The sequence below is a fragment of the Glaciibacter kafniensis genome (genome assembly GCF_039538945.1).
GTDB lineage: Bacteria > Actinomycetota > Actinomycetes > Actinomycetales > Microbacteriaceae > Cryobacterium > Cryobacterium kafniensis.
Genome location: NZ_BAABCN010000008.1, coordinates 45,082 through 56,042, shown reverse-complemented (window position 1 = coordinate 56,042; position 10,961 = coordinate 45,082). Strand labels below are relative to the sequence as shown.

15 protein-coding genes are annotated in these 10,961 nt (G+C 64.1%); 7 read left to right on the top strand and 8 right to left on the bottom strand.

From position 1 onward, the window contains the following. The first annotated feature begins 62 nt into the window (after positions 1-62). Complete coding sequence (gene aspS / locus ABD791_RS13575; protein WP_345067637.1) at positions 63-1,391, top strand: aspartate--tRNA(Asn) ligase; 1,329 nt, start codon at positions 63-65, stop codon at positions 1,389-1,391. A 304-nt stretch (positions 1,392-1,695) separates the two neighbouring features. Here the strand turns inward: aspS and ABD791_RS13570 are convergent, their stop codons facing one another. Both ABD791_RS13570 and ABD791_RS13565 read right to left on the bottom strand, forming a co-directional pair. Continuing rightward, a complete protein-coding gene (locus ABD791_RS13570; RefSeq protein ID WP_345067634.1) occupies positions 1,696-1,995 on the bottom strand; it encodes a Dabb family protein in 300 nt (99 codons plus the stop codon). Further along, on the bottom strand, positions 1,992-2,261 hold the full coding sequence (locus ABD791_RS13565) for a glutaredoxin family protein (protein WP_345067631.1): 270 nt from the start codon (positions 2,259-2,261) through the stop codon (positions 1,992-1,994). Before ABD791_RS13565 ends, ABD791_RS13570 begins: the two co-directional genes overlap by 4 nt. Positions 2,262-2,312: 51 nt before the next feature. Here ABD791_RS13565 and ABD791_RS13560 point away from each other — a divergent pair, with 51 nt between their 5' ends. Next, complete coding sequence (locus ABD791_RS13560; protein ID WP_345067629.1) at positions 2,313-3,107, top strand: HAD family hydrolase; 795 nt, start codon at positions 2,313-2,315, stop codon at positions 3,105-3,107. Between the two features lie 44 nt (positions 3,108-3,151). On the opposite strand, the gene ABD791_RS13555 is transcribed toward ABD791_RS13560, so the two are convergent. The 3 genes from ABD791_RS13555 to ABD791_RS13545 form a co-directional block, all read right to left on the bottom strand. Then, positions 3,152-3,250 (bottom strand): 30S ribosomal protein bS22, encoded by a 99-nt coding sequence (locus ABD791_RS13555; RefSeq protein ID WP_003792170.1) that lies wholly within the window; start codon positions 3,248-3,250, stop codon positions 3,152-3,154. An 80-nt stretch (positions 3,251-3,330) separates the two neighbouring features. Beyond that, a complete protein-coding gene (locus ABD791_RS13550; protein WP_345067626.1) occupies positions 3,331-3,525 on the bottom strand; it encodes a helix-turn-helix domain-containing protein in 195 nt (64 codons plus the stop codon). A gap of 98 nt (positions 3,526-3,623) precedes the next feature. Beyond that, the gene (locus ABD791_RS13545; protein WP_345067623.1) at positions 3,624-4,058 is read right to left on the bottom strand and encodes an ArsR/SmtB family transcription factor; all 435 of its coding nucleotides are present in this window, start codon (positions 4,056-4,058) and stop codon (positions 3,624-3,626) included. 75 nt (positions 4,059-4,133) lie between these two features. On the opposite strand from ABD791_RS13545, the gene ABD791_RS13540 reads away from it, so the two are divergent. After that, complete coding sequence (locus tag ABD791_RS13540) at positions 4,134-5,576, top strand: TrkH family potassium uptake protein (protein ID WP_425562255.1); 1,443 nt, start codon at positions 4,134-4,136, stop codon at positions 5,574-5,576. Further along, positions 5,569-6,240, top strand: a complete 672-nt coding sequence (locus ABD791_RS13535; protein ID WP_345067621.1) for a potassium channel family protein — start codon at positions 5,569-5,571, stop codon at positions 6,238-6,240. Before ABD791_RS13540 ends, ABD791_RS13535 begins: the two co-directional genes overlap by 8 nt. A gap of 6 nt (positions 6,241-6,246) precedes the next feature. Here the strand turns inward: ABD791_RS13535 and ABD791_RS13530 are convergent, their stop codons facing one another. Beyond that, a complete protein-coding gene (locus tag ABD791_RS13530; protein WP_345067618.1) occupies positions 6,247-6,825 on the bottom strand; it encodes a hypothetical protein in 579 nt (192 codons plus the stop codon). 2 nt (positions 6,826-6,827) lie between these two features. Next, a complete protein-coding gene (gene proC / locus ABD791_RS13525) occupies positions 6,828-7,682 on the bottom strand; it encodes a pyrroline-5-carboxylate reductase (protein WP_345067615.1) in 855 nt (284 codons plus the stop codon). 143 nt (positions 7,683-7,825) lie between these two features. Here proC and ABD791_RS13520 point away from each other — a divergent pair, with 143 nt between their 5' ends. Both ABD791_RS13520 and ABD791_RS13515 read left to right on the top strand, forming a co-directional pair. After that, positions 7,826-8,788, top strand: coding sequence for a cation diffusion facilitator family transporter (locus tag ABD791_RS13520; RefSeq protein WP_345067612.1), 963 nt, complete (start codon positions 7,826-7,828; stop codon positions 8,786-8,788). Next, positions 8,785-9,345, top strand: a complete 561-nt coding sequence (locus tag ABD791_RS13515; protein WP_345067609.1) for a glutamine amidotransferase-related protein — start codon at positions 8,785-8,787, stop codon at positions 9,343-9,345. Before ABD791_RS13520 ends, ABD791_RS13515 begins: the two co-directional genes overlap by 4 nt. 124 nt (positions 9,346-9,469) lie before the next feature. Here ABD791_RS13515 and tadA read toward each other — a convergent pair whose 3' ends face one another. Beyond that, the gene (gene tadA, locus ABD791_RS13510) at positions 9,470-9,961 is read right to left on the bottom strand and encodes a tRNA adenosine(34) deaminase TadA (protein ID WP_345067606.1); all 492 of its coding nucleotides are present in this window, start codon (positions 9,959-9,961) and stop codon (positions 9,470-9,472) included. A 32-nt stretch (positions 9,962-9,993) separates the two neighbouring features. On the opposite strand from tadA, the gene upp reads away from it, so the two are divergent. Continuing rightward, positions 9,994-10,626 carry a uracil phosphoribosyltransferase gene (upp, locus tag ABD791_RS13505; RefSeq protein WP_345067603.1) on the top strand — a complete coding sequence of 211 codons (633 nt, stop codon included), beginning with the start codon at positions 9,994-9,996 and terminating at the stop codon, positions 10,624-10,626. Positions 10,627-10,961 lie beyond the last annotated feature (335 nt).

Genomic DNA, 10,961 nt, shown 5'->3' with positions numbered 1-10,961 from the left:
CGTAGAGCTTTGAATTTGCCGATAGGAACTCAGTCTCGAAGCAGACAGCTAAACTTGCCCGTGTGACTGAGCGCGTATTGATCAAGAACCTGGCCGCCCTAGAAGATGGACCCGTTTCGGTGTCCGGCTGGGTCGACACCGTGCGTGACCAGAAGAAGGTGCAATTCGTCGTTCTGCGCGACGAGTCGGGTGCCGTGCAGCTGGTGAACCCGCGCACGACGGATGCCGAGGGCGTCGTCGTCGCCGACGAGCCGGCTACCACGATCTCCGGCCTGTCACAGGGCAGCTTCATCACCGTGACCGGTGAGCTCAAGCACGACGAGCGCGTCAAGCTCGGCGGTATCGAGATCAAGCTCGCCAGCGTCGAGGTTCTCTCGCACGCCATCCCCGAGACGCCGATCGCCGCTGACTCGAGCCTGGACAAGCGCATGGACTGGCGCTTCCTCGACCTGCGTCACCCGAAGCAGAACCTGATCTTCCGCATCCAGACCACGTTCGAGCACGCGCTGCGCACCTACTGGGTGAACAACGACTTCATCGAGATTCACACCCCCAAGCTCATGGCCAGTGCCAGCGAGTCGCGTGCAGAACTGTTCGAGGTCGAGTACTTCGACACCAAGGCCTACCTCGCGCAGAGCCCGCAGTTCTTCAAGCAGATGTCGCAGGCCGCCGGCTTCGGCAAGGTCTTCGAAATCGGCCCGGCATTCCGTGCCGACCCGTCGTTCACCAGCCGCCACTCCACCGAGTTCACCAGCATCGACGCCGAGATCAGCTGGATCGACAGCCACGAAGACGTCATGCAGCTGCACGAAGACCTGATGGTCGCCGGGTTCACTGCGGTGAAAGAGAAGCACGGCGACGAGATCAAGGCGCTGTTCGACGTCGAGATCACCGTTCCGACCCAGCCGTTCCCGCGCATCCCGCTGGCGGAGGCCAAGGAGATCGTCAAGTCACGTGGCTACGAAGTGCCGCGTGAAGACGACGACATGGATCCAGAAGGCGAGCGCCAGATCGCGGCCTACGTCAAGGAAACCTTTGACCACGAGTTCGTCTTTCTGACCGACTACGCTTCGAGCATCCGCCCGTTCTACCACATGCGTCACGAGGGCGATGCGGGCCTGACCAATAGCTACGACCTCATCTTCAACGGCGTCGAGATCTCGACCGGCGCCCAGCGTGAGCACCGCATCGACGTGCTGACCGAGCAGGCTGTCGAGAAGGGCATGGAGCCGGAGGAGCTCGAGTTCTACCTCGACTTCTTCCGTTATGGTGTGCCTTCGCACGGTGGATTCGGCATGGGCCTGGCGCGCGTGCTGATGCTGATGCTGCACCAGACGTCGATCCGCGAGGTCACCTACCTGTTCCGTGGCCCGACGCGCTTGCTGCCGTAGGACGCACCCCGCTTCACACAGAACCGCCCGCTCCGTCACAGACGGGGCGGGCGGTTCTTCGTTGGTCGAGGAGCGAGCGCCAGCGAGTGTCTATTAGGCATCTGACCATTTCGTTGGTCGAGGAACGAGCGAGCGAAGCGAGCCCGTGTCTCGAGACCAGGCGAGCCGATCTCTTAACTTGGTTGCGTTTGAAGGTCGGCTGATGAGGTCTCGACCCGATCGCGGGCGGCCTCCTCGACCAACGAAATGGTCAGATTCGATCACCAGGCGCTCCTCGATCGACGGAGCGATTCGCAGCGAGCGGCTAGAGCGCGAAGTCCACGCAGGAACGCTGCGCCACCACCGAACGGATGTACCCTGCCGCAGTCACATGCTCGGGGTGTACCTGGTAGCGGTCGATCGCTTCGACATCGTCGAAGTCAGCGATCAGCACGACGTCCCAGTTGCCGCCACCGACGACATCCGTGCCGACCGTGAGCGCATGCAGCCCATCGACCTGGCCGACGAGCGCCTCGAGGCTTTCGGCGATGCGGGCGGCTTGCTCGGCCTTCTCGGCCGGATCGGCGGTGGCGAGCTGCCAGGAAACAACGTGGCGGATGGTCATCGAATCTCCAAAAGTGCCGCACGCAACCGCAGGGGGTCGATGCGCCAGTAGTTGTGGACCTTGCCGTTGATCAGCAAGACCGGAATGTCTTCAACGTACTGCTCCATCAGCTCTGCGTCATCGAGAATCGAAAGCTCGTCGAGCGCAATCTCGGGGGCATGCGGTTCGTCCGCCAGTTTCGAGACCACGCTCGTGATCACATCACGGGCGTCGTCGCAGAGGTGGCAGCCGGGCTTGCCGATCAGAGTGAGGTTCGCGGTAGGCATCCCTCAAGCCTAAGCGCGTCGGCCGTGAGCGCCCAATAGAATCGTTCGCACATGTCCGCTCCCGCCCGCTCTCCTGCCATTGCGTTCTTCGACGTCGACAACACGCTGATGCGCGGCGCCAGCCTGTACTACGTGGGAGTCGGGGCCTGGCGACGGCGATTCATCACCGTGCGCGACATCCTGTCGTTCGGTTGGAAGCAAGCCAGGTTCGTGGCAGTCGGCGAGAATCGGGCGCACCTCGACAGTGTGCGCGAGCGGGCCCTCGAAGTGGTCGTCGGGCATCGTCGAGATGAGCTGATTCGGCTCAGCCACGACATTTTCGACACGCGGTTGGTGCAACGCCTCTGGCCGGAGACCGTCGCCGTGGCCCACGAGCATTTGGCTGCCGGCCGGGAGGTCTGGCTCATCTCGGCAACGGCTCAAGAAGTGGCAGACGTCATCGCGGAGCGGCTCGGCTTCACCGGTGCGCTCGGCACCGTGCTCGAGTCGGTCGAGGGCATCTTCACTGGCGGCCTGACCGGCCCGGTGATGCATGGTGAGCACAAAGCTGAGGCCGCGCAGAAGCGGGCGGCAGAGAGCGGCGTAGACCTCGGCTCGTGCTGGGCCTACTCCGATTCACACAATGACATTCCGCTGCTGAATCTGGTCGGCCACCCGGTGGTCGTCAACCCGGATGCGACGCTGGGCCGGTATGCCGAGGCGCGCGGCTGGCCGGTGATGCGGCTGAAAACGGCAAGCATCAAGGCGGCAGCGCGCGCCGCCCGCATCGATGCATCGCGTTCCCCGCGTTCTCCGCGTTCGTCGCCGACATCGCCGAATTCGCCCCGACAAAGCAAAAAGCGCTAGACCCAAGGGCCTAGCGCTCACGCCAGAAGACGGTCGAGACCGATCTACTTCTTGTTGCGACGCTGGTGACGAGTCTTCCGAAGCAGCTTGCGGTGCTTCTTCTTCGCCATGCGCTTGCGTCGCTTCTTAATTACAGAACCCACAAGACCTCACAAGATTGGTTGAATCGCTAAACTCACGACTGGCACGAAAACCCCATTCTAACCGAAGAATGTGGTGCGTCCTACGCACTCTCCACGACAGGACGCTCTATCGCCGCTGTGACGGCCGACTCCGGCACCCGAAATGAGCGGCCGAACCTGATCGCCGGCAGCTCGCCGGAGTGCACCAAACGGTAGACGGTCATCTTCGACACCCGCATCATTTCGGCAACTTCGGCCACGGTCAGGAAGCGCACATCGTGCAGATCGCTTTCCATGAATGGTCGCCCCTTACATTCGGGTGTTCGGACGACACTGGCCAGCCTGGCTGACCGCGTGTTAAGTGGCTACTCTAAGCGCAACCGCGCCGGGCCGTCTAGTCGTTTTTGCGCCACTTTTTCGACGTCGCATCCTTCACGACATGCGTCGTGTCAGCGAACGCCTTGCCGATCGCCGCAGCGAAAGCGCGCTGCTCGTCTTTCAGCCCGGCTTCACTCTCGTCGACGAGCTCGTCGACGTTCTGGTCGAAATCGACGCTGAGGAACGGGATCAACCAGTCCTCAATCACTTCGAGCGGGGAATAGTCGAGGTGGTAGTACCGGTGCTGGCCCTCTTCGCGCACGCCAACCAGTGCGGCTTCGCGCAAGACCTTGAGATGCTTCGACACCGTGGGCTGGCTGAGGCCGAGCGCGCCGACGATGTCTGACACGCTGAGCTCCCCCGCATCCTGTGACTGGTTGTAGCGCTCGAGAAGAATCCGCAGAATGTCCCGCCGGGTCGAGTCCGCTACCACGTCAAAGATGTCTGCCATTGCACCAGGGTACTCATTCCCGAAGGGTAGTACCATGACATGTCGCTGACAGCCAGAGGGAAATCGAGGGGTCCAGTGCAAAGGAACGCCTCCAGAGCCCTGGCTCCGGTGCAGCACATCCCGTGGTTCGAACGCATCCGCGACGCCGTCGACGGCCTGGTTCGATCCTCGCCATCCCGGTTCGCGATCCTCATCTTCACCGCCCTCATTCTGCTCTTCACTCTGCTGTTCTCACTGCCGATCGCCTCGGCGGAAGGCATCGTCACGTCGCTGCACGACGCCGTGTTCACCGCCGTGTCGGTCATCTGCGTCACCGGCTTGTCCACCGTCAACATGGCGACACACTGGTCACCGTTCGGCAACGCTCTCGTCTATATCGGCGTGAACATCGGCGGAATCGGAGTGCTCACCCTCGCCTCGATCATGGGCATGGTGATCTCCCGTCGCCTCGGACTCCGCGCCAAGCTGATGGCCGCGAGCGACTCGAACCCCTCCCGCCTGCACGTCGGCCCGGTCAACGAGGGCCAGGCGGTGCGCCTCGGCGAGGTCGGCAACCTGCTTGTCACCGTCGCAATCAGTGCCCTCGTGATCGAGGGCGTCATCGCGGCACTCCTTTTTCCACGGATGCTGATCGACGGCGTGCCGGTCGGCGAAGCTCTCTGGGACAGCCTGTATTACTCGGCGATGGCGTTCACCAACACGGGGTTCAGCCCGAATCCAGAAGGGCTCGACGCCTTCGCCAACGACTACTGGTTTCTCGGCGCGCTGATGATCGGCGTTTTTCTGGGCAGCCTCGGATTTCCGGTCATCTATGCGTTCGCCCGCGGCTGGCGAAAGCCCCGGCGCTGGTCGGTGCACGTAAAGATCACCCTGGTGACGACGATCATTCTGATGTTCGCCGGAATGCTGCTCTACATCATTCTGGAATTCGACAATCCGAAGACCTTCGGCGGGCTCGGTGCCGGCGACACGATGTTCCAATCGTTGTTCATGTCGGTGATGACGCGCTCTGGCGGTTTCGCCACCATCAATATGGACGAGCTGCACGGCTCCAGCCTGCTCGTCAGCGGCATGCTCATGTTCATCGGCGGTGGCTCGGCGTCGACAGCCGGCGGAATCAAGGTCACCACCCTGGCCGTGCTCTTTCTTGCCGCTTTCGCCGAGGCCCGCGGACGCGAGAGCATGGAGGCCTTCGGCCGCCGCATCCCGCGGGACATCCTGCGTCTGTCGGTGAGCGTGGTGCTCTGGGGCGCGACGACCGTCGCCGTCTCGTCGATCGTCATCCTGCAGATCTCGAAAGCCCCGCTCGACATGGTGCTTTTCGACGTCATCTCGGCCTTCGCCACCTGCGGTCTCTCGACGGGGCTGGCCCAAGAACTGCCACCGGAGGGCGTCTACGTGCTCGCGGCCACCATGTTCATGGGGCGGGTTGGTACAGTGACACTCGCCGCAGCGCTGGCCGCCAGCCAGAGCAGGCAACTTTTCAAACGCCCCGAAGAAAGGCCCATCGTTGGTTGATCGAATCAAGTACGACGCCCCCGTACTCGTGATCGGCCTCGGTCGATTCGGCGCGGCGACGGCGGGCAAGCTCGACCGGCTCGGCCGCGAAGTGCTCGTCGTCGACTCCAGCGAAGCGCTCGTGCAGAAGTGGTCGGAGCGCGTCACCCACGCGGTACAGGCCGATGCCAAATCGATCGATGCCCTGCGTCAGATCGGCGCGCAAGACTTCTCGATCGCCGTCTGCGCCGTCGGGTCATCCGTTGAGGCCAGCGTGCTGATCGTGGCGAATCTGGTCGACCTCAAGGTGCCGCAGATTTGGGCGAAGGCCATCTCGCAGTCGCACGGCAAGATCCTGGAGCGCATCGGCGCCAACCACGTGATCTACCCGGAGGCCGAGGCCGGCGAGCGCGTCGCTCACCTGGTGTCGGGACGGATGCTTGATTTCATCGAGTTCGACGACGACTTCGCACTCGTCAAGATGTACCCGCCGAAGGCGATCCGCGGCCTCAACCTCACCGAATCGGGTGTGCGCACCAAGCACAACATCACGGTCGTCGGTGTGAAGAGCCCCGGAAAACCCTTCACCTATGCCACGGCCGAGACCGTCGTCTCGAGTCACGACCTGATCATTGTTTCCGGCACAGAGGGCGATATCGAGAAGTTCGCGGCGCTCGGTTCGTAGCGACGATTAGCCTGCCGTCGGCGCCGCGGGGCCGACGACCAGATAGACGGTTGATTGCACTCCCGCGCGCTCGAAGTTCAGCTCCCAACAACCGGGGTCTTTGAGGATGATGCCGGTCCCCCACTCGTCTCCCGGTCGGTTGTACGTGCTGTCCTCATGATCGTCTGGCCCCCAAGCCAGCTCCCCCGTTGAGCCATCAGGCCGTTTCACCTTCACGGTGAGATCGCCGCTTCCCGTGATGCGCCAGACGAACTTAGAGGTCGTATTGCTCGCGGCCAGCGGAAACGGGCTCATGATCAGGCCGTAGACGCTGTTGCCGGCCGGCGCGGTTCCCTGCACCTCGGTGAAACCGGACGCGGGGTCGAGTGCCGTCGGCGAGGCCGGCGCGCAACCCGCTGCACCGGGCTGGCCGAGTGAGGGGGCCGGGGCCGGCGTCCCCCCTGCAACGGGGGCCGACGCTGTCTCCGACGAGGTGGCTGAGGGTGGGACGGGCGACGGCCCGGGAGCACCGGTTCCGCAGGCGGCGAGCAGCAGGGCAGAGGCGATCCCCAGAACGAGGAATGCTGACGTTGCCCGACTGCGCATCGTCACACCGCCGGGGCTGCCAACTCGCGAGCGCGGGCGAGTGCGGCATCCGTTGCCGTGTCGAAGAGACCCTTGAGGTCCACCTTTTCGAGCTCCCAGACGGCACGCTCGGTCGTGCCGTTGGGGCTGGTGACCTGTTTGCGGAGCGCCGCGGGGCCGAGATCGGATGAGGCGAGCAGCAGGCTTGAGCCGAGGAAGGTGCCTTCTACCAGCAGCGCGGCCTCGTCGGGGGTGAACCCCTTGTCGATCGCCGTGCGGGTGAACTGTTCGATTAGGTAGAAGACGTAGGCGGGGCCGGAGCCGGAGATCGTGCTCAGCGCATCGAGTTTGCTCTCGGGAACGACGAGCGCGTTTCCGACCGTCTCGAACAGTGCGGTGGCGAGCGCGAGATCGGCGTCGCTCGACCGGGTGCCTGCGCTGATGCCGGTGACGGCTTTGCCGACGATGGCCGGAGTGTTCGGCATCGAGCGGATGACCGCCACCGAGTCGGGCAGGAGCGCCTCGAAGGTGGCGATCGTGACCCCGGCCGCGACGCTGATGATGAGCGTGCCCGGTTCGAGGGCGTCGGCGATCTCGCGAAGCAGGTCGGGGACCATGGCTGGCTTGACCGCGACGACAACGACGCGTGCGCCGGCGACGGCGGCCCGGTTGGCATTCGGGTCGACTTCGGTGGCCGCGGCGGTCACGCCGGCGACTCCGTCGAAGTCCGTGGCTTTGGCGGCCGAGCGGTTGGTGACGCGGATGCCACCGTCGACGCTCACGCCAGGCGCCAACAGTCCAGCCAGAATGGCCCGTGCCATCGATCCGCCGCCGAGAAAGGCAATAGTGGGCAGAGTGACGGTGGCAGGTGAGGTCATGCTTCAAGTCTACGGAGGGGCGCAAGTGCCGGCCGGGGTCTTTCGTGCCGACTCTGGTCTTCCTGGCCTGCCCGGTTCGCCGCATCCGCGCGACGCGGCGGCGAGCGTGCGACGCGGCAGAGTGGGCAATCTAGGATTACTGCATGAGCGCATCGGGTGGAAACAAGGCAATCCTGGCCGCATTCGGGGCAAACCTCGGAATTGCGGTCACCAAGTTCATCGCGGCGGCGATTTCGGGATCGTCCTCGATGCTCGCCGAGGGCGTGCACTCCACGGCCGACGCCGGCAACCAGCTGTTGCTGCTGCTCGGCGGACGCAAGTCGAGGAAGGCTGCCGACACCGAGCATCCGTTCGGCTATGGCCGTGAGCGTTACGTCTATGCGTTCGTCGTGTCGATCATTCTCTTCTCCATCGGTGGCGTTTTCTCGCTCTATGAGGGTGTCAGCAAGCTGCAGCACCCACACGAGCTCACCGATGCGTGGCTGCCGATTCTCGTTCTGCTGATCGCGATCGGGCTCGAATCGTTCTCGCTGCGCACCGCGGTGAAGGAATCGAACCTGCTGCGCGGCGGCCAGTCCTGGGTGAAGTTCGTGCGCCACGCGAAGGCCCCCGAGCTGCCGGTCGTGCTGCTCGAAGACGTCGCGGCTCTCATCGGTCTGGTCTTCGCCCTTTTCGGTGTCGGCCTGACCGTGATCACCGGCGACCCGATGTGGGATGCCATCGGCACCATCGCGATCGGTCTGCTGCTGGTGCTCGTCGCCGTCGTGCTCGGCATCGAGACCAAGAGCCTGCTCGTCGGCGAGGGCGCCAACGATGCGGATGTCGTCGCGATCGAAAAGGCGATCATGGCCGGCCCGGAGACCAAGCGCATCATCCACCTGAAGACGCTCTACCTCGGTCCAGACGAGATCATGGTCGGCGCCAAGCTCGCGTTCGACTCCTCCAGCCGGTTCGCCGATGTCGCGGCCGGAATCAACCAGGTGGAGTCCCGCATCCGCGCTGCGGTGCCTCTCGCCCGCGTCATCTACATCGAGCCGGACATCTATGTCGACCCGACGTCGGCCGCGCCGCCGACCGACGCGATTGTGATCAAGGGCCTCGAATGACCCGCACCGCGTTGGTGCTCCAGCACGAAGCGCTGGCTCACCTCGGCAACCTCGAACCGGTGCTCGTCGACTATGGCTTTGAGGTGCGCTACGTCGACACCCAGGTCGACGATCTCAGCGCGATCGATCCGGTCTCGGCCGATCTCGTCATCGTGCTCGGCGGCGAGATGGGCGTCTATGAGACAGACGACTTTCCGTCGATCACCGAGGAGCTCGCCCTGCTGCGGCACCGTTTCGCGGCGGAACGCCCCATCTTCGGCGTCTGCCTCGGCGCCCAACTGATGGCCGGCGCTCTTGGAGCCGAGGTCTACCGCGGGCCGACGAACGAGGTCGGCTTTCGAACTGTCGAGCCGACGGATGCCGGCGCCACGTCTCCACTTCGCCATATCAGTGGGGTTCCGGTGATGCAGTGGCACGGAGACACGTTCGACCTGCCGGTCGGTGCTACCCGGCTCGCGGGCTCACCTGCCTATGGCAACGAGGCGTTCGCCATCGGCAATTGGGCGCTGGGCGTGCAGTTTCACCCGGAGCTGACCGCCGAGATGCACGAGGACTAGCTGCAGATGTCATTGCGTGCGGGCGCAGACGGCGACGTCGCATCCGCTGGTCTCGACCCGAACGATCTGCGGGCCGAACGCGAGCGCTACTCCGCAGGCATGCAGGAGGCCTCGACGAAGCTGTTCAGCGAATGGCTCGACGGGCTGGGTCTTCAAAGAAGTCTCTGAGCAGCGCCCCGCACTCGTCTTCGTCGATTCCGGCGTACACCTCGACCCGGTGGTTCAGCCGGCGGTCGCGCAGCACGTCGTAGACCGAGCCGGAGGCACCCGCCTTCTCATCCCAGGCGCCGAAAACGACGACGGGCAGCCGCGCGGCCAGAATCGCCCCCGCGCACATCACGCACGGTTCCAGCGTGACGACGAGCGTGCAGTCGGTAAGGTGCCAGTCCTGGGTCGCTGCAGCGGCCTGACGGATCGCCACAATCTCGGCGTGGGCAGTCGGGTCTTGGTGCAATTCGCGTTCGTTGCGGCCGCGTCCGATCACGGTACCCGCGGCATCCAGAATCACCGCACCGACCGGAACATCGTCGGTGACGAGGGCGGCACGAGCCTCATCCAGGGCCCAGCGCATCCACTCACGGTGCCGACCGACTTGCGGATTGTCAGTGTTCCTCACGCCGCGCCCTTCCAACTCGTAGTATTGAGCCTATGCGAGTTCACGTTGCCGACCACCCGCTCATCACTCACAAGCTCACGGTGCTCCGCGACAAGAACACGTCGTCGCCGATGTTCCGGGCGCTCGTCGAAGAACTCATGACACTTCTCGCCTATGAAGGCACCCGCGGCGTGCGCGTCGAAGAGGTGACGGTTGAGACTCCCGTCGCCCTCGCGCATGGCGTGAAGATCAGCGACCCGAAGCCGCTGATCGTTCCAATCCTGCGTGCCGGGCTCGGCATGCTCGAGGGCATGGTCAAGCTGCTCCCCTCTGCCGAGGTCGGTTTTCTCGGAATGGCTCGCAACGAAGAGACGCTCGAGCCCACCACCTACGCCGAGCGCCTTCCCGACGACCTGTCCGACCGCCAGTGCTTCGTACTCGACCCGATGCTCGCCACCGGCGGTTCGTTGATCGCGGCTATCGAGTTTCTCTTCGACCGCGGAGCAGTGGATGTCACTGCCATCTGCATCCTTGCCGCCCCCGAAGGACTCGCCGCGGTTGAAAAGGCTCTCGCCGGCCGCGATGTGAACATCGTGCTCGGCGCCGTCGACGAACGCTTGAACGAGCACGGCTACATCATTCCCGGCCTCGGCGATGCCGGTGACCGACTCTACGGGCTGGTCTAGGTCTCTTCGGCCTGGACTTGGTGTCTCCGGCTGGTCCAACCCGGAGTTTGGCACCATCCTTTCCCCCATTCGACGGAGATTGTGCCGTTTAGGCGGCTAGATCGCTTGAAATGGCCCGTATGAGCGAAAATCTCCGTCGAATGGTTGGGACGCCGGGCTCCCCCCCCTCTTGTGCGGGAGATTGCGCCCGTGGGCAACGACAATCGCCAACGACTTGCACTCCATTGTTCCCGCGTGCGAGCAAATGCTCGAGTGCGGGCATATGGCCGCTATTCCTCGACGCAGAGCGACCATTTGCCCGCACTCGCGGACGGCATTCTCGCGCCTAGCCCGGC

Excerpts from the sequence above, each read along its gene's own strand:
- ABD791_RS13550 (WP_345067626.1), bottom strand. The coding sequence starts at position 3,525 with ATGGAAAGCGATCTGCACGATGTGCGCTTCCTGACCGTGGCCGAAGTT.
- ABD791_RS13570 (WP_345067634.1), bottom strand. The coding sequence starts at position 1,995 with ATGACCATCCGCCACGTTGTTTCCTGGCAGCTCGCCACCGCCGATCCG.
- ABD791_RS13545 (WP_345067623.1), bottom strand. The coding sequence starts at position 4,058 with ATGGCAGACATCTTTGACGTGGTAGCGGACTCGACCCGGCGGGACATT.
- ABD791_RS13515 (WP_345067609.1), top strand. The coding sequence starts at position 8,785 with ATGACCCGCACCGCGTTGGTGCTCCAGCACGAAGCGCTGGCTCACCTC.
- ABD791_RS13520 (WP_345067612.1), top strand. The coding sequence starts at position 7,826 with ATGAGCGCATCGGGTGGAAACAAGGCAATCCTGGCCGCATTCGGGGCA.
- ABD791_RS13565 (WP_345067631.1), bottom strand. The coding sequence starts at position 2,261 with ATGCCTACCGCGAACCTCACTCTGATCGGCAAGCCCGGCTGCCACCTC.
- upp (WP_345067603.1), top strand. The coding sequence starts at position 9,994 with ATGCGAGTTCACGTTGCCGACCACCCGCTCATCACTCACAAGCTCACG.
- ABD791_RS13560 (WP_345067629.1), top strand. The coding sequence starts at position 2,313 with ATGTCCGCTCCCGCCCGCTCTCCTGCCATTGCGTTCTTCGACGTCGAC.
- ABD791_RS13530 (WP_345067618.1), bottom strand. The coding sequence starts at position 6,825 with ATGCGCAGTCGGGCAACGTCAGCATTCCTCGTTCTGGGGATCGCCTCT.
- proC (WP_345067615.1), bottom strand. The coding sequence starts at position 7,682 with ATGACCTCACCTGCCACCGTCACTCTGCCCACTATTGCCTTTCTCGGC.